Source organism: Psychrobacillus sp. FSL H8-0484 (genome assembly GCF_038005325.1).
Classification (GTDB): Bacteria; Bacillota; Bacilli; order Bacillales_A; family Planococcaceae; genus Psychrobacillus.
Genome location: NZ_JBBOSZ010000001.1, coordinates 3448347 through 3469870 on the forward strand (window position 1 = coordinate 3448347; position 21524 = coordinate 3469870).

Consider the following 21524-nt stretch of genomic DNA (forward strand, 5'->3'; position numbering starts at 1 on the left):
CACAATAACATTTTATTATAAAACGATAAAATATGTGTTAAAATCAAATTAACATTAATTAAGTGAGGTGCTTTTTGTGAAACGAGGAACAACACTTTTTTTAAAGATAGCTGTTATTCTTATTGGTATCCCCGTTCTTGCTTTGTGTATATTTTTGGTGCCTGAGATTGCAAATTTTGCAGCAGAATTGTATCCAGATATTACTTATATTAAATATCTCGTTTTCATCAATTTTTATGCGGCGTCGATACCTTTTTACTTTGCTCTGTATCAAGCTTTTAAACTATTAAGCTATATTGACAAGAGTAAAGCTTTCTCGGATTTATCCGTAAGGGCTTTAAAGACGATCAAATATTGTGCAATCACAATCAGTATCTTGTATGTATTAGGCATGCCACTCTTCTATCTCATAGCGGAGATGGACGATGCCCCAGGTATTATAGTAATCGGAATGGTTCTCATCTTTGCTTCACTTGTAATTGCAGTCTTTGCTGCCGTTCTCCAAAAGCTTTTAAAAGAGGCAATTGATATAAAATCAGAAAATGATTTAACGGTCTGAGGTGAATAACATGGCGATAATAATCAATATTGATGTGATGCTGGCTAAAAGGAAAATGAGTGTCACTGAACTTTCGGAAAGGGTTGGAATCACAATGGCTAACCTTTCTATATTGAAAAATGGAAAGGCAAAAGCGATTCGATTATCAACTTTAGAGTCAATTTGTAAGGCTTTAAAATGTCAGCCTGGAGATATTTTAGAATACAAAAGTGATGAAGAAACTCAAGAATGATAGACAACAAATTTCTTCAACTATCATGGTAGAACGTGGTATTTAAAAGAGCCCAATTCATATGCGAATTTGGGCTCAATTTGCGTGTTTAATTTCTTTTTTTCACCAGAGAACTGAACAGGTTACAACAACCGATTCTGGAGCTTTTTTACTTTTACTCTATATCAAATCCAACCAAGTACAGGTTCGCGATGTGTAGCAACCACTTCTTAATGGTCACGATTTATAATGTAATTTAAAAAATGCTTCAAGAAAGTGGTATTGCGTGGAATATGTTGTAATGCTTCCATCGCAATACAGTAATTTTCCCACATCTCTTTTTTGGCACCTGCCTGACCCAATATTGATACAAAAGTTGAGTTGTTGTTTTCCTCATCCTTGCCAATGGGTTTTCCGAGTAAGGTTGTATCTCCTTCAACATCAAGCAAGTCATCCTTAATCTGAAATGCAATTCCTGCATGGCGGGCAAATTTTTTCAAAGCTTCCATTTCTAATTCCTTTGCATGGGCAAGAATTGCAGGCATGATGAGAGAAGCTTCGAATCCTAAACCAGTTTTATAAAAGCACATCATATTTAATTGTTCCCGAGTCAATTGCTTCCCTTTGGAATCCAAGTCCATCGCTTGCCCTCTACACATATCCGCTGTTACTTGAGCTGAATATTGAACTAGTTTAAGTACAGTCTTCGAATCAAACTGATTTAGTGATGTTTGTTCTTCAATAGCCTTCTGGGTCAGAAAAAGACCCGTTAATTCTGATATGGCAATGTTATGCATCTCATGGAGAGTTGGACGCCCCCTACGAGTGGATGCATTATCCTGGGATGGCAGATCATCAAATATAAGAGACGCAGTATGCATATATTCCAATGATCTCAAAAGTGGCTCGATTGCTGAACTTTTCAATCCATATGCGTTTACGCCCATGAACCAGGTCACTATCGGCCTCAGACGCTTTCCATCACCTTCTAAACTGTAATTTGCGGCATCCATTATTGTATCTTCCATCAAAGACATATTCTCTACTTTTGGGATATTTAAGATATGGTTTATCTGATTGCGTAAGGTTTTGCTCGTATTGATAAAGTCTTCCTGTTCTTTCCGTTCATTTTTCAAAGTGGTAATCATATGGTCCCGAAGCAGTTTATCAAAGAAATCCACATCATCTGCTTTTCGAACCATGTCTTGGAGAAGTCTATTGAATTTAGGGATGCCTGAAGCAAATAGGCCCATAACTTCATTGTATTTTTCAGGACCCATTCGTTCTCTAAATCGTTTCAGTCCGTTTATGGCCCGATCCAAAATCACCTCACGAGTCTTACTGTCTGAGTCATACACGTTATGTATCAAATTGGAAATAACCGTCCAGTACAATTCAAAGGGGTTTATTAGATCCTTACGTGTATCGTGATATTTCATATAGTAGGTATAGGGTGTTACCGCCCCATCCTTCATGTCATCAAACATATCTGCAAAATCATCAGCTAGCTGATTGTATATGCCATAAAAAAATGTTCGGTTGTCAAAATCCGTATCCTCAGGAGCACCTATTACTGAACGGACAATCAATCGGGAAGAGGAGGATTTTAAAATGATCGGTATATAAAGCTCTTCATTGCTGTAATTTGCATTCGATAGATCCTTTACACGGTCCACTTCCTGCGAATTAAAAAACACATAAGATTGCTCGAAAAAATTTTGTCTTGTCTCTCTTCGCTGATGCTCCTTAATATACTCAAACGCTTCTCGGAGTTCCGAATGAACATACCGCATTAGATCTAAGTTTTCACCAGTCCATTCGCCAAATTCCGGCACAGATCCTGTGGTAAGCGTAGTACGTATCATATCAGAATATTGTTTTTCCTCTTTATCGGATAAAATTTTCGCATCGAGAAGATCGTCAATAAACGGATAAGTTAGACCATAGGAATAGCCAAGCCTAATAGCTTTATCAAGTTTTAGAGTACGTTCTTCCGAAGATATGTCATCGTCCATTTCTTCAATCTCTTGCATGATTACCCCAGCAATGATTTTAATAAGTTTTCGCTGAGCTTGCTCAGCATCCATCCCCTTTGGAAGGTTGGAGGATACAGTCTTTAGTTTGTTTACCACCCAGATCATGGCCGATTCAACGCCTTCCTTCTGGGCAGTCCGGTACAACCTGGCCATGCTAAACATCCCATCATTGTCTCCTCGATCTGTTGCGTTAGAATTTGTTAGGTTTGTTTTCAAACTATCTACTATACGCTGAATCCTGTTCTGTGTATCAGGTGAATCAAGAGCTTTACCTAGATCCCTCATAAAAATATAGGAGATGCTTCGATCCAGGTAATTATCTAGTTTGCCAGTGTAATTTAGCCATTGGATATAATTGTGGTATCCCCTGGAACCAGGTTTTCCCTTTCCACGCGAAAAAAAGGATAAGAATGAGTGATGACGAATATGGTTATGTTTCCACATATGTATATCTTCTATTAGGGTTGGGACATACGTCTTTTGCACGACCTGCTCATAAAGTGATTTATAATAATTAGTAGCCTTCTGCTCAGCTATCCGATAGCGTGCATCGGGATTAATGATTAATTCCTTGTTCATACGATAATTCACCTTCACTTTATGTTTGTTTTCATCTACTAAATTTATTGCTATATATCCTCTAACAATTAATTATACTAGATAACAATCTATTCTTCTTTCATTCCCTAAATTCCTATATACCACACGAAAGTACTTTACGTGTAGCTTTAGTTCATTTGAAAAATCATTAATTATGTCGTTTTTTGTACAATTCTATGAGGTGCTGGCGGTTTTTTATTTAAGCAATGTTATTGATTAATTTTATTTAATCGGTAGCATACTAAAACTACGAAACAGAAATTTAGTAACCTTTAAAATTAATATGGTTTATAAAAAACTAGAAATGATTACATGTGCAATTATTTGGAGGGTGAGTTTTCTGTGAAACTGTTTCAAGTAAGAAAAGGGCAATTTGTATATTATAAGAATGAATTACACAGGGTTTATTCAGTAAAAGCGATGTATAGACAATCTGTTCATCTTATGAGGCTGAGGGATTTAACACAGCATTTAAGTAGTGCGGCGGAAGTAGAAAAATACCACCCAAAAGAACTAGATAGCTTTATTTTCAATAAAAATGTGTATACCCTGAGCAAAGATAGAAAAGCTGAGGAAGGGGATTTCATTTTAATTACAAACCCAAATCCCGATTACCTCGATCATTATTCATTAAATGAAATTGAAGTAGTTGCCACAGTTGAAAACAAAGGCGTTATCACAAATAAATCTAACGGAATTAGGCATCATGAGTATTTATTGATGGTTCCTGGTCGCCATGAACACAGTAACCCCATTGAATATCGAGATATTCAAAACATGGATGAAAGCAACTTAAAAGAACAATCAGATGTTAATAATGACATGTTACCAACAATAGGCGACGTGTATAGAAAAAATGACCAGGATGATTTAATGGAAGCAATGGTAGTCGGTATAAAGGGCAATATGATATTTCTAGGAGGCGGACTAGAGTTACCGGATGAAGATTTGATGAACACTGAAAAATGGGAATTTCTTTATAATCTTCTTGATAAATGATTTTTGTATTTCACCTTCACATTTGGAAATTTTTATATTACTAGTCTTCTCAATTATTCACACTTATCCTGTTGGAGGTTTCCATGAATGTTAACAAGCTAAAAGAAAACAGTGTCTTTATCATCTCACTTATACTGACCCTTATCTTTATTGCATGGGGGGTCTTTTTCACAGACCTTCTTACAAAAGTTACGAACACCATTTATACCACATCTATTGATTACCTTGGATGGGTCTATATTGGCGCCACCCTTTTCTTTGTAATTTTCTCCATCTATTTACTGTTTTCTAAGTATGGTCATATTCGGTTAGGTAAAACTACAGACCAGCCTGATTTCAATACTGCGTCCTGGCTAGCAATGTTGTTTGGGGCAGGGATGGGAATTGGGATTGTTTATTGGAGTGTTGCTGAACCAGTCACTCACTACACGAAACCCCCATATGGAGAAGCCTATACAACTGATGCAGCTAATGTCGCCATGCAATATACCTTTTTTCATTGGGGCCTACATCCATGGGCGATTTACACCGTTATCGGATTAGCTCTTGCCCTCTGTCAATATAACAAAAAACTACCTGCAGCCATAAGTTCTGTTTTCTATCCGTTGCTGAAGGATAAAATTTATGGACCTATTGGTAAAACGATTGACATTCTGTCTGTATTTGCAACTGTCTTTGGCATTGCAACATCTCTTGGTCTTGGAGCCTTACAAGTTACTGCCGGGATGCATTCTATATTCGGTGTTCCCAATACGCTAATTGTTCAACTGATTGTTATTGTTGTGGCTACAGTAATTTTCCTCATTTCGATTAACACTGGCTTGGAGAAAGGAATTCAATACTTATCTAACGCTGCAATGATCCTATCGGTTGCAATTTTGTTGCTAATATTAATGGTTGGACCAACTTTGACGATTATTAAAATTTTTTTTAATACGACTGGGCTCTATATCAATGATTTTATCCATATGAGTTTAAGGATGAGACCATTTGGGGAAGGTGAATGGATTGCATCATGGACATTATTTTATTGGGCATGGTGGATTGCTTGGGCACCGTTTGTAGGCATGTTCATTGCGCGAATATCCAGGGGAAGAACAGTAAAAGAGTTTGTCATCGGCGTGCTAATCGTTCCGACACTTGGAACATGTTTATGGATGTCTATCTTTGGTGGCTCCGCGCTTGATATGGTAGTCAACTCAGAAAACCATGAACTGGCCACTTATATAGCGGACAATGTGTCACTGGCTATTTTTACATTCTTTGATCATCTTCCGTTAAGTTCCATTTTAAGCGTCATGGGATTTGCTCTCGTAGCTATTTATTACGTAACTGTTGCAGATACATCTACCTTTGTGTTAGGTATGTTGAGTGAAGGCGGAACATTAAATCCTTCTAATAAAATCAAAATGACATGGGGCATCATCCAATCTGCAGTTGCAGCAGTCTTACTTTTATCTGGTGGTTTAACCGTATTGCAAACAGCATCTATTGCAGCTGCCTTTCCATTTGCCATTATTATGATCTTCATGTGTTACTCCTTACTAAAAGGACTAAATAGTGAATTGGAAGTACAAACAAGGAAAAAGAAAGTCAAAGAATATTGAATAAATAGGCTTGATTCTATTTCAATAGAACCAAGCCTATTTTCTTTTTATTTTTTTCAATCCTCCAGTCCTGATCAATTTTTGGATAAAGAACCTCCGTTTCATAGTGATTAACAAAATTTGATAGGATCTATAAAAAATAGGTAAACAATCGGTTTCATTTGGCTATTTATTAACATAAGATGTTAGGGTGAGTGGTTGTTATCTACTCAATAAATATTATTGGAGAGTGATTCAATGGCCGGAAGATCAAAACTTATTGTGGAAGTAGTTCCATTTGGACCAGACCAAGAAACATTGAAACAATTAAGAAGTATCTGTGACAATCATCCTTCTATCCAACCATTTTTAAGTGGAACCAGGCATCTGTTGCTATCGTTTGAATTGCTTGATCTTGAGGATATTCCAGGAAACAAATCCATAACCCCCCCGAAAAGTTCTAAACCTACACCTCCAAGTAATTTTTTAGCCACATACTATGACTACACCAACAATCGTACAGTAATAGCCACGGGACCCATTCATGATCCTGGATGTATCAGTGCCTCCCAGTTAGATACGCAACCGTTGCCAAGTACTGAGGAGTTTGAGTTAGCTGTAAATATTGTTCGAGATCACCCTGAGCTCGGCTGCTTAATTCGAGAAAATCTTGTGCGTCCTTACAGAGCAATGCCAGCACTCATCGATACAGAGCTTCCAGACGGCCGTATTGAAAGGACCCTTGCGGTTGGACTTCTCCCTGTTGAGGAAGATTCAGAGGATAGAAAACAGAATAACGGAGAACCTTTACATCAGATTGTCGGAGTTAATATGATTAGACGTGAAGTAATATTATATGAAACTGGTGCACCGCCATTTTCAACAGCAAGGGATCAAATTTGTGAGCCCCCGCCTGATGCCAATCAACCTACGGTAAGAAGAGGAACTTTGGGCCAATACCAAGTAAGAGTGTTGCAAGGTGATACTGAGGTATGGAGTTTCCTTGCAGTGAGACCGGCTGCTTCTTCAGGTATAGTTGGTTCAGGTATCGAACTTCGAGATGTGCTGTATCGTGGAAAAAAAGTATTATCCCGTGCTCATGTACCAATCCTTAATGTTCGCTACGATAATGATGTTTGCGGCCCTTATCGTGATTGGCAGTGGCAGGAAGGGAGATTTGAAGCTATTGGAACTGATATTGCGCCCGGATTCCGTATGTGTTCCACCCCTGCACGAACCATACTTGATACTGGCTCTGATACTGGTAACTTTCTCGGTGTAGCCATCTATGTGGATGGGGAAGAAATAGTATTAGTTAGTGAATTGGAAGCTGGCTGGTATCGATATATTAGTGAATGGCGTTTCCACAACGATGGTACGATTCGCCCACGATTTGGATTTAGTGCAATAGCCAATTCGTGTACATGCAACCCTCATACTCACCACGTATATTGGAGATTTGATTTTGATATTCGGACTGCGGGTAACAACGTTATACAAGAGATTAACGAACGGCCAAGTACTGGAACTTCGATTTTTCGAACTATGAATTACGAAATTAGAAGGTCCCGTGATTCTTTTCATAATAGACAATGGCTAATTTCTAACAAATCAACGGGTGAAGGATATACTTTGATCCCAGGTAAGAACGATGGTTCAGCAGATAGTTTTGGAGTTGGGGATGTATGGCTTCTTCGCTACCGTAGTTCTGAGTTAGATGATGGACAGGGTTTCACAACAGATTTAAATAAAGCAAGAGCTAATTTAGACAAATTCATTAATAAGGAGAATATTAACGGACAGGATATAGTGGTTTGGTATGCAGCACATTTCAGACATGATGAAACAAGTGGAGAGGACGTTGCGCACATTCTTGGTCCAGAATTAAAACCTCGAAACTGGTAGTGATCGATAAAAATCTGATAGTATATAGCTAAATTATAACTGGAAAAAGTAGGGCAGTTCAGCAATGACTGCCTTCTTTCAGAGGATGCTCTTGCTCCTTTACTCCTATACAACGGATAAGCTATTGTGCAGGAGTTAGGTGCGGATTTGTGTTTAAATAAAGCAAAAAAAAGGGGCAGTCGACAGCCCCTTACTCCAACCATGCTATTGCTTCACAGAGTGTGGAAGTAACATAGATCAACACTATTCATGCTGACTATCTTTTTTCACCTCATTCATTAAATACTCTACAAACAAATCATCCCTCACCAACCATGCTTCATAAGTTCTTTTTATAAATCGTTCGCCTTCATCAAAACTTGGAAAGGTTTGTTCCATTTCGGTTTTATTTTTTTCAATCATCCAGTCCTGATCATTCTTTTTATAAAGAAGAAAAACTTTTTCACTTTTATTTTTATACAGAGAACCGAATGAAGAATGTTTTAAATTATATCGATTCCTTTTCGCATCTTCCTGTATTGGCTCCAAGTGGAATGTTTCCACTATAAACTGTTGGTAAGCATCTTCTGTTAAAGAACAACCTGATGCTTTCTGATGTCCCCCACCACCGAAATGTCCTGCAATTTCAGAAACATCTATATGATCATGAATCGTACGAAATGAGATTCTTTTTCCACCCATTATTAAAATTGCGATGTAGTCCAGATGTGGATATTCTTTCCCTAGCTCATTTCCTAGCTCTGAATGATACGATTCTGCATGCACGATTCCAACGATATGGTCCTCTACTTCTGCTTGTACAATCTCTCTTTTTTTCCGACGAATATATCGTTCAATCTTGTCTTCTTCCATGTTCAGTATTTTCTTTTCGAATTCATCAAAATCAAAATGTTCACTTGAACGAAGTCTTTCCATCATTTTTTCTTCAAATTCTTCCATCGATACTAAAAAGAAGAGTGCGTTTAGTGAATGAGCTTGGTGGTTCTCGTTCTTTTCCCATTCCCATGTATCATACTGCCTAACTAACTCTACAAATTCTGTTATAGCATCTGCTGGTTCCAACAATTCATGTGTAACCAAATATTCATACAATAATGAAGTAGCAGATGTTAATTTACCTTCATTATCTTCCACTAAAACATATCCCCACTCATAATCATTCAAATGTAAAGCAGTTTTGTGGTGATCAAGTAGTTGGATTTTCCCTTTTGCATGATAAAAATCGTTGAGCCTTTTTTCATTTTCCTCATTCGGAGACAAATCAGTAATAAGTAAAAACGTATCTGGATGATCATGTTCCAAAAAGAATTCAATCTCTCGATTAAGAGACGATACCGAATTATATCGCACCTTCACTTGTTTACCGAAAGCAAGTTTTGCTAAAATGCCACATCCTACCCCATCTAAATCATTATGAGACAATAATTTATACATCATCTTCACCTCAAAAGTAGTATGGCTTTTATATGTCAAACTTATTGATAGTAACTGTTGCTTTTTACTTAATCAATGGACAAAGTTAAGAGTAGCAAGCAAATCAATCGATTGAAAATCTAAATATTAATCCTAAAATAAATTAATTGTAGATTTTAATAGGTCAACTATTGCAATTCCATAAGAAAACAGGTACTATTTTTATAATTAAATAATCACTTATTTCAATAACTTTTGAAGTAAGGATAGAGGCGCAAAGACCATCAGTACACAAATGGAGGATAATGAGATCCTGGGACAATTGTGGAAAGGGGAATTTGCCGAAGCGGAAAGAATCTCATTTTTCTTGAAGCTGGTTCTGTTGTTGAATAAACACTGAATTGTCATATAGGAAACTGTATGGAGGGCTATCTTACGCAAAGAAATAATTTATTGTTTCTACTGCAACAACGAGCCCTCGTTGTTGCTTTTTTGCGTTAATTTACTAACTGCCCTTCTCCCTCTGTTTTTAATAAAAAAATATAGGATGTGGAGAAGTAATGAATTTCGGACAAATTTTAACTGCTATGGTAACTCCTTTTGATGAACATGAGGAGATTGATTTCCAAGCTACAAGAAACTTAATTAATTATTTAATCGCTAATGGAACAGAAGGTTTAGTGGTTTCTGGTACAACAGGAGAGTCTCCAACGCTAACAGAAGAAGAAAAGGTCAAGTTATTCAAATTTACAGTGGAAGTAGTAAATGGAAGAATTCCGGTAATTGCTGGAACTGGATCATACAACACAAAAGAATCAATGAAATTAACAAAACTTGCGGAAGATGCAGGTGTCGATGGCATTATGCTCGTTGCCCCATACTATAGCAAACCATCCCAAGAAGGATTATATCAACACTTTAAGACAATTGCGGAGGTCACATCATTACCGATTATGCTATATAATATTCCCGGACGCAGTGTTGTCAACATGTTTGTTGAAACAGTCATTCGTCTTTCCAAAATACCAAATATTGTATCCATTAAAGAAGCAAGTGGTAATTTAGATATAATGGCCGAAATTATTGACCAAACACCGGAAGATTTTTCATTGTACAGCGGTGATGATGGTTTAACGATTCCAGTGTTATCAATAGGCGGAACAGGTGTCATCTCAGTAGCGTCCCATGTTATAGGGAATGAAATGCAAGCGATGATTAAAAATTTCAAAATTGGTAATATCCAAGAGGCTGCTAAGGAACATCGTAGACTACTACCAATAATGAAAGCACTATTTGCTGCTCCAAATCCAACGCCTGTAAAAGCAGCTTTAAATTTAAAAGGCGTCCCTGTCGGTGGTGTCCGATTACCTATGGTTCCTTTAAACGATGAACAACTTAGCGCACTGCAGCAAGTACTAAATGTACAAGAGTAAGTAACTTCATGAAAAATGATTACTTTTTTGTAGAATCCGCAAATTATATACTAAAAAACAAGAGTAAAATTTAACAGCGCCTATACAAAAGATATGTTTTTACAAGAAGAGCGAATTCCAGATTGAACGGGAATTCGCTCTTCCATATTTATACGAACTCCAACCAAGCAACTACCTCGCAATGAGCTGGGGTGCTGAGTTATTAATTCTTACTCAAGAAAAAAGACGTTATCCCGCCCTTATAGGAGTGGGGAACTTATACTGAAACACGTAAAACTATAACGTATTTTCCGTTTCAGCTTCCCATCGGTTAATTTCATATCTTACGATCGGCGCAACTTCTGTTCCTAATAGCTCTATAGCTTTTAACACATCTTCATGTGGCATTGAACCGACTGGTACGTGGAGCATAAAACGTGTAATGCCAACATTTTTACGAAGGAAGATGATTTTTTCCGCTACTGTAGATACGTCACCTACGTACAAAGCACCTTCTAAACTACTCGCTTCATCAAAAGTTTTACGCGTATATGGTCCCCAACCGCGTTCTTTTGCTAAAACATTCATCACCTGCGCAGTAGGTGGGAAAAATTTCTCTTTTGCACTCACTGTTGTCTCGCCTACAAAGCCATGAGAATGAGAAGCTACCTTTAGCTTCGTAACGTCATGGCCAGCCTGGTTTGCCGCTCGTTTATATAGGTCGACGATGGGTGCAAACTGTAATGGGCTTCCACCAATTATCGCTAGAACAAGAGGTAGCCCGAGAACGCCTGCACGTACGGCAGATTGTGGTGTTCCACCGCTTGCAATCCAGACAGGGATCGGCTCCTGAACAGGACGAGGATAGATTCCTAAATTATTAATAGATGGGCGATGTTTTCCACTCCATGACACTTTTTCTGATTCTCTAATTTTCAATAATAAATCCAATTTCTCATCGAATAACTCATTATAATCTTGTAAGTCATAACCAAATAGAGGGAATGATTCAATAAACGAACCTCTACCTGCCATGATTTCTGCACGTCCATTTGAAATGGCATCAACTGTTGAAAACTCTTGGTATAAACGTACTGGATCGTCGGATGATAATACAGAAACGGCACTAGTCAACTTAATTTGTTTCGTTTGTGATGCAGCTGCAGCAAGCAAAACTGCTGGCGCAGAACATGCAAAATCTTCGCGATGATGTTCTCCTACACCAAAGACATCCAATCCTACCTTATCCGCTAACACAATCTCCTCCACAACTTCACGTATACGTTCCGCGTGGCTAATCACTTTACCAGTTTGAACATCTGGCGTTGTTTCTACAAACGTCGTTATACCAATTTCCATCATAATTGCCTCCTCATTTACATAAGCTCTGGATTTATCTAAACATAGTTAAATCATACATTTTTAATAAATGATTCTCAATATCCGTGATTTTATTGCTACAAGGATAATCGAAAATAAAAAGCCCCTTTCCGAAGAAAGAGGCTTTTTAAAATAAACTTAGTTATTATCTCTGGTAAACAATCATGTTGTTACCTGCCGAAAACCCGCTCGCTTAAGAAAGTCCTACCATACGTGTGTAATGAGCGCATGGTCCTGTTTTTATATTACCTTGATCGTTTCTTCTCCGATTTCAGCTTCTCTTCCAAACAGTCTTGCATAGACACCACTGCTACTTTCAAGCAAATCCTTATGTTCTCCTTCTTCGACTATTGCTCCATTTTCAAGGACAATGATCTTATCTGCTGAAAGAACAGTGGAGAGACGGTGAGAAATAATTAAGATTGTTTGTTTTTTTGCTGTTTTCAAAACAACCTCATTAATCTTTGTTTCTGTAATCGGATCGAGAGCTGAACTTGCTTCATCAAGGATGAGGATTGGAGCATCTTTTAAGATGGCCCTTGCCAACGATAATCGCTGCTTCTGTCCTCCTGAAAGAAGCCCACCTCTTTCTCCTACCTTTGTATTCAATCCTTCTGGAAGAGATTGAATCAAATCATCCAACCCACTATCATGCAAAGCCTTAAGTAATTCTTCATCCGTAGCATTCTGCTTTCCAATTCTCAAATTATCAGCCAATGAACCACTACGCATTTGGACATCCTGGGTCACAATCGCAATTTGTGATCGGAGCCAAGCTGTATCCCATTCGGTAATGTCCCTGTTATCCAATTCAATCAGGCCGTTTTGGTTATCATATAATCTAAAAAGTAGGTCCACAATCGTTGATTTTCCCGAACCACTTGGTCCAACCAAAGCCACTTTTTCACCCGCGTGAATGTTAAATGAAACGCCTAACAAAACATTTTCTTGTTTTCCTGGATAAGCAAACGTTACGTCTTTCAATCTAATATTACCCCTTGCCCTTTCACCACGAATGCCCTCTTGAATTTCTGCTTCCGCTGGCTGTTGCGAAAGAAGAATGTCCGAACGATCTAGTGCAGGTCCCGTTCTTCTGACAGAAAGCCAGTTACGCAGCAATCTTTGCATTTCATTTGCGGCAATCGTGACTAGTCCCCCCGCTGTAAGCATTTGACCACTTGTCAAACCATCGTTCCAAATTAATAGCGTACTAATTAAATAGACAAGACCTAAGGCAAATCCGTTATAGCAGGCAATAATTACTACAGATTGCATTCTTGCCTTCAGTTCCCTAATAGAATGCTTAACAAATGTGTCCCTGATGGCAATCACGCTCTCTACCTCATTGTCGGAAACACCCATAACCCGTGACATATGGATTCCAGTAACTGACTCTCTCAGCCTTTCAAGATATCGAGAGGCCTCTTCTCTCGCATTAGCGGAAGCGGCCCTCGTCCTAGCTCCCACATAATTGGAGCTCCAATAGAAGATAACACCTAGAATAACACTGGTAATCATCAAATAAGGATGGATCCAAAACAATACGAGACTATAAATAATGACTCCCTGGACGCTTGCCATAAAGGTTGATCCTTCCCAAGCGAGAAAATTGTGGAGAGTATCAGGGTCATCCGAGACTCTTGCTAGCAGTTCCCCTGACGAATTGTTATGGTAAAAGGAGAACGGCAACACTTGCAAATGACTGAAAAGACGGAGCTTTTGCCAATTGGTGACTGACTTTGCGGTGTAATGGCAAAAATATTCGTCGATGACCATCATGACTAAATCAAAAACGGCTGAAAAGACCAATAGCCACATTAACCCCCAAAGCCAGGGACTGCTTTCATTCGGGATGATTGTATCTATAAGCCAACTAAGGGCCAATGTCGGGATTAGTGCAGAAAAGATCTGGCTGATGGCAATTACGACCGAGTCGGCAATCACCCACTTTTTATACGGCATTAAAAATGCCAGAACCCTTTTCCCATCACCAGTTTTCTTTTGTTGGGAGACAGTGTTTATGCTCATCCAATCAGCTCCTTCTCCAACTCTCTATATTGGGATCTGTATAATTCATAGTACTGACTCCTTAGTGCAAGCAGTTCTTCATGAGTCCCCTGTTCAGCTACCACTCCCTGATCTAAGAGGAGAATTTTATCCGCGTTCCTGACCGTAACAAGCCGATGGGCAATGGTAATTGTCGTTCTTCCCGGAATTAATTGTTCAAGAGCTTCCTGAACTTTCTCTTCCGTCTCCCCATCCAAGGAGGAAGTAGCTTCATCAAAAATCAAGACTGGCGGTTGGCGTAAAATAGCCCTAGCAAGCGCTACCCTTTGCCTTTGTCCCCCGGAGAGCTTTAATCCCCGTTCGCCAACCACTGTTTCATACCTATCTTCCAGTGATTCAATTAATTCTTTTAAACCAGCTGCTTCGACAGCTTGCTCCAACTCTTCCATGGTTGCATTGGGTTTTCCATATAAAAGATTATTGCGGAGTGTACTATTTAATAGAAAGGTTTCCTGAGATACAACTCCTACCTGTTGCCTGAAGCTGTTCCTATTGAATGAGAAAAGGTTCTTTCCATCTATTAGGACCGAGCCACTCTCCGGTTCATACAATCCTAGTAAAATTTGTACAAGTGTACTTTTCCCGCCTCCGCTTGTACCAACAATTCCTATGTGGTTCCCTGGCTCCAGAGAAAGCGAAATTCCTTTTAGTATTTGTTTTTCGCTAGAAGGATACGTAAACCAGATATTTTCCAATTCTATTTTTCCTTCTACCAATCCAAAGGAAGGCAAATTTTTTTCATGTTCTTCTGGTAAATCAAAATATTCATAGATTCTCTGTAATGCCGGAATCGCCTGTTGGATGGTCAGAGCATTTTCAGCAAGTGATCGGACGGGCAAAAACATGATTGGAATAAAACTGAGGCAGGCCACCAGTGTCCCAATTGTAATATTTTCTTCCCAGACAGCAAATCCTCCAATCAACATGACAACGCCAGGTGTAGCTATATTGAACAAATTTCCAAGACGCCAATTGACCTTTCCAATCAGTGCCGCACGAATAGAGAAGGTTTTCCAGTCTGACAGTTTTTTTTGCTGTGTCTCCACTTCTTCCTTTTGTGTCTGAAATGTCCTGACTAATCGGTTGCTTTCAATGCTTTCTTGTAAATGTTGATACATATCCGCGCTCATGTCTCTTTGGACGGCGCTCATTTTCCTCATGGTTTTGCCCAATTTAAATGAAGGGAAAATATAAATGGCGAAAACAACAAACATAACGATTGCCGCCGGCCAGTATATAACAAATACCGTGGAGAATGCTGCAATCGCTCCTATTACTTGCTGTAATATACGGGGAACGACTGTATTGTTCAAGTTTTGAATCGACTCCACATCATGAGTTAAACGATATAACATATCACCTCTTGGTGTGGTTGTAAAAAATGACATCGGTGTGCTATGCAGTTTTTTAAATGCCCGAATCTGCATGTCGGTAATCACATCCAGTCCGATTTTAACCTGTACATATTCCTGCAACGTCTCAAACAATGACTTACCTAAGTAAGCAACTAGTACACCGCCGACAACCCATAGTAATAGGGTCATCTCTTTTTCCACTATTACTTTATCTACCAGTTTCCCTGCCAGTAGGGGAGGCATTATCGTAAATGCTCCTCCCACTAAAGAAAAAATTAAGGTGAGCAACAGTTTTCTCCAATATGGTTTAAAATGCTCCAAAGTAGTTTTCAATAAGTTCATTTTCTATCCCCCTCGCAAAATTTCATTATATTACAAACAATATAAATATTCACTACTATTTGGACATTTTTTCTATTTGATGGATACACCAATTCACAGTTCGGGACTTTCACTCTATAGATTACGCCCATGCCGGGCGCACATTAAAAAGCCTGAAAATTCTCTACAGAATTTCAGGCTTTTTCTATACAATATTATTTAACTCAAAGCTTGCGACAATTTCGAAAATGTGTAGAGTGTAAGTGGTAACACAAATAATGCTGGAGTGTTTGTATTAGAAGCTCTAGCTATGTGTAACTCCTTGAAGAAGTAATTGATTTTCCTTGAGTCTTTTGGGTAACAGGCACCATAAATTAGCTATTCGTTTATTCTCGATGTTTTACAGCTAAGCCTTTTAAGAATTTACGGGCGAAATTATCGCCGCATTCTTTATAATTTCGATGTCCTGCTTTTCGTAAAATAGCGCCTAATTCACCTTTTGATACAGCGATCCCCCCCTCATCAAGGATATCCAGCATATCTTCTGTTGTTAATTGGAGGGCTACTTTTAATTTCTTCAGCAGCATATTATTCACATGGTCCTTATGCTGTTCAGAAGGCTCAGGATTTTCAGATTGGCCTGGTTTTGGATCCTGTTTGCCTCTCTTATACGTGATTAAACCATTTAAAAATGATTCGAACATTTTATTATTACATTTTATCCGATTTTCATCTTCCTCTACATCTACTTCATCATCGTACTCATCTTTTGATTTAGTAAGAATCTTTAGTACTTCTTCTTTTGTTACTTCTACCCCGCCAAGTTTAAATATCTCTACCATATCTTTATTTTTTATATCCAGAGCATATCTCAATCTAATTAATATATCATTATTCTCCATCTATAAACCTCCTTATAATTTTTCGCTAATTGCATAGTCGTTTCCTCATTTTATTGCCGTTTTACGGTTTAGAATAAAAGGAAATGAAAATCCGAGAATCTTTCAAAGATTCTCGGGTCTTTATTCTTCCAACTCAAACTATGCTAATACTTCACAATGTGTAGTCTAATTTTTATTATGGACCTGTTAAGTTTAACATTATACTTTACAACAACAAAATAAAAAATACATTCATTGGATGATGACGTAACAAAAAATGGACCCCTTAAAAGGAGTCCATCTCATCTTTAATCTGCTAATTCTTTAAGTATTGATTATTTTTATTCACTCAGGTGTACGGATAACTAAAACATCACATTTTGATGAACGGACAATCGCTTCAGTTACGGAACCAATTAAGAACCGTTCCACAGCATTTAGGCCCGTTGCACCACAGACAATTAAATCGGCTTCTACTAAGTTTGAAAGCTCTTTTGTTAGAATATTTTTGGGAGAACCGTATTCAACCTTTTATATTAACTGGATCTGGTTTTTTCATGAATAAAGAAAGAATAAAGTTAACAATTGCTAAAGCTAGACCAATCAGGAATACAAAAGATGATCCTGACGCAGTTGCTGCTGTCAATTCATTTCCTAATGCTAAACCACTTTCTTGTTTTGCTGATAAAAGAGCTACGATGATTGCGATACCCATCGCACCAGCAACTTGTTGTACTGTCTGAGTTAACGCGATACCGTCTGGATAGTACTCACGAGGTAATGAGTTTAACGTATTTGTTTGTGTTGAAGCAAGAACCATACCAACACCTAACATCCATATGATGTGTGTTACTACAATCATCCATGTCGCTGTATCAGTACCGAATGAAGCGTAAAGGGCATAACCGATTACAACTAATATAGTACCTGGTGTAATAACTGCTTTTGGGCCATATTTATCAAACATTTTACCGATAGTTGGTGCTAAAATACAGTTTAATAAACTACCTGGTAATAAAACTAACCCTGTTGCAAATGCAGCCATTAATAAACCTAATTGCATAAACATTGGTAAAACAACTAATAGAGAAAGCATGTTGAAGAATGTAATGAAGCTCATCACAACTCCAAGTACGAATAATGGGTACTTGAATGCTTTTAAGTTTAACATTGGCTCTGTCATTTTTGTTTGACGAATGCAGAATAAGATTACGCCAATGACACCAATAATAATCGCTGTTAAGACAATTGTGCTTGTCCAACCACGTTCACCTGCAACGCTGAACCCGTATACGACACCACCGAAACCAATGGTAGATAAAACAACTGATAATGCATCAATTGAAACTTTGCGCACTTCGTTGACGTTCGGTAAATATAAAATACCGAAAATTAAAGAGAATAATAAGAATGGCACCGTTACCCAGAAAATCCATTCCCAAGATAATGTATCTAAAATAAGACCAGCAATTGTTGGGCCTAGGGCTGGTCCAGCAAGCATAACTAAACCTAATATACCCATCGCCGCACCACGTTTATTTGGTGGGAAAATCGTAAAGATAACGTTTTGTGTTAAAGGTAAGTTAATCGCTAAACCTGCCGCTTGGATAACACGACCTATTAATAAAATGCTAAAGGATGTGGCGATTGCAGCTAAAATTGTACCGCCAAGTAATAAAATAACCGATGTTAAGAACATTTGACGCGTTGTAAATTTTTGCATCAAAATACCTGTTACCGGTACTAAAATCCCTAAAGTTAAGAAGTAACCTGTCGCCAACCATTGAATCGTTGTTGATCTTACATCAAATGTTACACTTAAGTCTCCTAGTGCAATATTTAATGCTGTCTCACTAAATAGTCCGACAAATCCTGCTACTAAAAGAGCAGCCATTATTGGTCCTGTCTTGATTTGCTTATCCATGTTTGTTTAAAACTCCTTTAAAATTTTATAGGGAACCTTTCGAAACGTTACATGCTTTTAATATTTCGTTTAGGCCTACACCTTTATATCCTTTTTGTTGGAAAAGCGATGTCACGATGTTGATTATTAACGATTTTGTATCCATGCCGTAGTACACCTCCAACATACCAACTGGTCTGTTCTTAATATAACAAAAAAAATTTCTATGATGTAAGAACTTTTTTGCACTTTAACCGTATTCAACTTCACAATTTAGACACATTTAAAGAGGTTGATTAGGACTCAAGGTTCATTTCATCTAAAAATATTTTTCCTATTTTCTTCCTCAACTAACTTGCTACTACACGCAAATAAAAAGAACGAATTCCCCCATTCGGAATTCGTTCTTGAATAATTATGCTAACTCCAACCATGCGACCTCTTCATAATGCGCAGAGTGTATATGGCAACACATTGAATACCGTTGGATTTATGTATAGGATTAATGAATATCTTTCTTTTTGAAATTACCACCTTTAACTTCTGCTACGTCATAAACCGTAACAAAGGCATTTGCATCAATTTCATTAATAATTTCTTTCATTTTACTTTCTTCCAATCGGTTGATTACACAAGTGATTTCCTTAAAATGTTCATTTGAATAACCGCCGTAAACATCATTATATGTTGCTCCACGACCTAATCTATCGCGAATTGTTTCTATCATTAATTCGGGTTGATTTGTGATAATTTTAAAGGTTTTAGAACCACTTAAACCTTCTTCAACAATGTGAATTACTTTAGAAGCAATAAAGTAAGCGATTGCTGAAAGAATAGCCCCTTGTAGACCAAATACTGTTGAAACAACAATAAAGACAAACATATTTAAGAATAATATTAAATCACTTGTCCCAAAAGGTAATTTTTTAGAAAGTAATACAGCTAACATATCAATCCCGTCTATTGCGCCACCATTACGCAGTGCTAACCCCATACCAAAACCGATGATAATACCGCCAACAACAGTAACTAACAATGTATCACCATGAATAATCGTTGGTACCTCGTGCATAACGATAGTACCGACTGCTAATGATGCAATGCCTATAACAGAATAAATAGCAAAACTTTTACCAATTTGCTTATATCCTAACCAAACAAAAGGGATGTTAATGACTGCAATTAGAAGTCCTAATGGTAATCCAAATAGTTGTGAGCCAACGATACTTAAACCTGTCACTCCACCATCTGAAACGTTGTTTGGGATTAATACTGCTTCTAATCCATATGCTGCTATAAAAGCCCCAATAATAATCAATAATACTCTTGAAAGTATCTTCAGTTTATTTGGTTTTTGTTTTATAGTTTTATTCATTTATATTCCCCGTTTCAAACTAATTTCTCTTTTTGTTACTATGTATTTTTTAGTCCACACCACTCATTGCAAATGATTTTTATATTCATAAATTCTACTATTTTGTTCTTCATCGCTATAAAAGTATAGCTTATCTAACTAAAGAACGAAAATAAAAAGGTAATCCATTTTTTTGTGAGATATATTATTCTCTAATGCACTTGCGATAATTATTATAGGTAAACCACCAAAATACTTAAATATTTTTACACGGCCGTTGATTATCCAATTTGCCCCATTACAATTTAACAAGTAATGCGCAAGGATCCCATTTTGCACTTGTACGTTTTTGGTTCGCTTTGGACGAAATGATCACTACATCATAACCGAGGGCTAAGTGTAGCAGGAAGTGACAGCTACACTATTTTCGATCATCCTGTTGTGGATATTTGTCCGTTACGTACCTACAACGCTCAAAAGAAAACCGAAATGGATTTGGAAAAGCCAAAATTGCATCTTTGGCTGCTTACTGTATAAATAGGAAAATGGCTATTCTTTCATTTCCAAAAGCCTTGGCACTTCTATTACAAGTAGCTATGGAGAGTGACGGACGGACGAACGACTACCACACGATTATCGAAAAAATGCGAAAGGGATGCGACTTTGTCGCATCCCTTTCGCATCAAGAAATCTCGATAATGTTGTAGAACTCGTTCAGTCCTAAGCACTCCAAAAGCACATACACATAGAGTGCCTACTGTGTTATCACCATTTTAATAAGCAATTCAGTTTCCTAAGTAATCTGTACACAAATCTGTTTAGTTTTATGAATTGAAATCATATATTTGACCTTTAATCAAATATGCTGTACTTTCAGCGATATTTGTTATATGGTCTGCTGTTCTCTCAAGAAAACGATTTACAAATAATAATTGTACAAGCTGATTTGTTTCTTCTGGATGTTCACTTAGATAAGTAGTAAGTTTTTTATATGTTTCACCACTATATTGATCCACTTCATCCTCTAGGTCACCAACTTCTTTAGCAAGTAGGATATTTTCCTCTAAAAAAGATTGTAGTGCTTTTCGGAGCATTTCAATGGATACTTCTTTCATCTTCTCTAAATGTGTAATTTCCAGTAAAGAAATTGTATTACCAATCTTAATCGTTGCTTTTGCAATATTTACAGCAAAATCCGCGACCCGTTCAATTTCAGATGAAATTTTAAGTACACCAATAATCTCGCGTAAATCCCTTGAAACAGGCGCTTCTTTTGCCATAATCCAGATTGCAAACTGGTTAATTTCCATTTCAAGATTATCAACAGCTGTATCTCCCTCTATGACCTTTAAAGCAATCTCAACGTCTTGTGTTTTCAAGGCTTTAAAAGATCTTTCTAGGGCAATAATTGATAGTTCACCCATTTCGGTGATTTTTCTTTTTAATTCCTCTAAATTTTTCTCGAAGTTTTCACGAATGACCATTTGTTATCCCCCTGTTATCCAGCATTAATGCGCAGGCCGATTAAAATCGCCACGTCCT

General features: G+C 37.6%; 16 protein-coding genes, 1 pseudogene and 1 riboswitch. Of the genes and pseudogenes, 6 read left to right on the top strand and 11 right to left on the bottom strand.

Annotated features, from left to right (window positions below):
• Positions 1–76: 76 nt before the first annotated feature.
• Both MHH81_RS16985 and MHH81_RS16990 read left to right on the top strand, forming a co-directional pair.
• The gene (locus MHH81_RS16985; protein ID WP_340923465.1) at positions 77–559 is read left to right on the top strand and encodes a DUF2975 domain-containing protein; all 483 of its coding nucleotides are present in this window, start codon (positions 77–79) and stop codon (positions 557–559) included.
• 10 nt (positions 560–569) lie between these two features.
• A complete protein-coding gene (locus tag MHH81_RS16990; RefSeq protein WP_340923467.1) occupies positions 570–791 on the top strand; it encodes a helix-turn-helix domain-containing protein in 222 nt (73 codons plus the stop codon).
• Positions 792–1000: 209 nt separating this feature from the next.
• On the opposite strand, the gene MHH81_RS16995 is transcribed toward MHH81_RS16990, so the two are convergent.
• Positions 1001–3385 carry a polyprenyl synthetase family protein gene (locus MHH81_RS16995; RefSeq protein WP_340923469.1) on the bottom strand — a complete coding sequence of 795 codons (2385 nt, stop codon included), beginning with the start codon at positions 3383–3385 and terminating at the stop codon, positions 1001–1003.
• Positions 3386–3748: 363 nt separating this feature from the next.
• Here MHH81_RS16995 and MHH81_RS17000 point away from each other — a divergent pair, with 363 nt between their 5' ends.
• The 3 genes from MHH81_RS17000 (at position 3749) to MHH81_RS17010 (ending at position 7896) form a co-directional block, all read left to right on the top strand.
• On the top strand, positions 3749–4405 hold the full coding sequence (locus tag MHH81_RS17000) for a hypothetical protein (RefSeq protein ID WP_340923472.1): 657 nt from the start codon (positions 3749–3751) through the stop codon (positions 4403–4405).
• A gap of 83 nt (positions 4406–4488) precedes the next feature.
• The gene (locus MHH81_RS17005) at positions 4489–6012 is read left to right on the top strand and encodes a glycine betaine uptake BCCT transporter (protein ID WP_340923474.1); all 1524 of its coding nucleotides are present in this window, start codon (positions 4489–4491) and stop codon (positions 6010–6012) included.
• Positions 6013–6249: 237 nt separating this feature from the next.
• Entirely contained in the window at positions 6250–7896 is a 1647-nt protein-coding gene (locus MHH81_RS17010) for a copper amine oxidase (protein ID WP_340923477.1), read from the top strand.
• Between the two features lie 243 nt (positions 7897–8139).
• Here MHH81_RS17010 and MHH81_RS17015 read toward each other — a convergent pair whose 3' ends face one another.
• Positions 8140–9330: a DHH family phosphoesterase gene (locus MHH81_RS17015; protein WP_340925301.1), complete on the bottom strand. Its 1191-nt coding sequence runs from the start codon at positions 9328–9330 to the stop codon at positions 8140–8142.
• A 238-nt stretch (positions 9331–9568) separates the two neighbouring features.
• Positions 9569–9748: riboswitch (Lysine riboswitch) on the top strand.
• Between the two features lie 121 nt (positions 9749–9869).
• Between MHH81_RS17015 and dapA the strand changes: the two genes are divergently transcribed.
• Entirely contained in the window at positions 9870–10742 is an 873-nt protein-coding gene (dapA, locus tag MHH81_RS17020; protein ID WP_340923480.1) for a 4-hydroxy-tetrahydrodipicolinate synthase, read from the top strand.
• A 276-nt stretch (positions 10743–11018) separates the two neighbouring features.
• Here the strand turns inward: dapA and MHH81_RS17025 are convergent, their stop codons facing one another.
• The 9 genes and pseudogenes from MHH81_RS17025 to phoU all read right to left on the bottom strand — a co-directional run bounded on the left by MHH81_RS17025 (position 11019) and on the right by phoU (position 21466).
• Complete coding sequence (locus MHH81_RS17025) at positions 11019–12080, bottom strand: LLM class flavin-dependent oxidoreductase (protein WP_340925303.1); 1062 nt, start codon at positions 12078–12080, stop codon at positions 11019–11021.
• A gap of 261 nt (positions 12081–12341) precedes the next feature.
• Positions 12342–14129 (bottom strand): ABC transporter ATP-binding protein, encoded by a 1788-nt coding sequence (locus tag MHH81_RS17030; RefSeq protein ID WP_340923483.1) that lies wholly within the window; start codon positions 14127–14129, stop codon positions 12342–12344.
• Positions 14126–15865, bottom strand: a complete 1740-nt coding sequence (locus tag MHH81_RS17035; protein ID WP_340923486.1) for an ABC transporter ATP-binding protein — start codon at positions 15863–15865, stop codon at positions 14126–14128. The genes MHH81_RS17030 and MHH81_RS17035 overlap by 4 nt, the downstream gene beginning before the upstream one ends.
• Positions 15866–16230: 365 nt before the next feature.
• Positions 16231–16746 carry a YehS family protein gene (locus MHH81_RS17040; protein ID WP_340923488.1) on the bottom strand — a complete coding sequence of 172 codons (516 nt, stop codon included), beginning with the start codon at positions 16744–16746 and terminating at the stop codon, positions 16231–16233.
• A gap of 324 nt (positions 16747–17070) precedes the next feature.
• Positions 17071–17253, bottom strand: a pseudogene (locus MHH81_RS17045) (universal stress protein); the annotation flags it as partial.
• Positions 17249–18649, bottom strand: coding sequence for a DHA2 family efflux MFS transporter permease subunit (locus MHH81_RS17050; RefSeq protein WP_340923490.1), 1401 nt, complete (start codon positions 18647–18649; stop codon positions 17249–17251). The gene MHH81_RS17050 and the pseudogene MHH81_RS17045, both read right to left, overlap by 5 nt.
• Positions 18650–18674: 25 nt before the next feature.
• On the bottom strand, positions 18675–18815 hold the full coding sequence (locus MHH81_RS17055) for a TetR/AcrR family transcriptional regulator (protein ID WP_340923492.1): 141 nt from the start codon (positions 18813–18815) through the stop codon (positions 18675–18677).
• 315 nt (positions 18816–19130) lie between these two features.
• Positions 19131–20003: a YitT family protein gene (locus MHH81_RS17060; RefSeq protein ID WP_340923495.1), complete on the bottom strand. Its 873-nt coding sequence runs from the start codon at positions 20001–20003 to the stop codon at positions 19131–19133.
• 803 nt (positions 20004–20806) lie between these two features.
• Positions 20807–21466, bottom strand: a complete 660-nt coding sequence (gene phoU / locus MHH81_RS17065; protein WP_340923498.1) for a phosphate signaling complex protein PhoU — start codon at positions 21464–21466, stop codon at positions 20807–20809.
• Positions 21467–21524 lie beyond the last annotated feature (58 nt).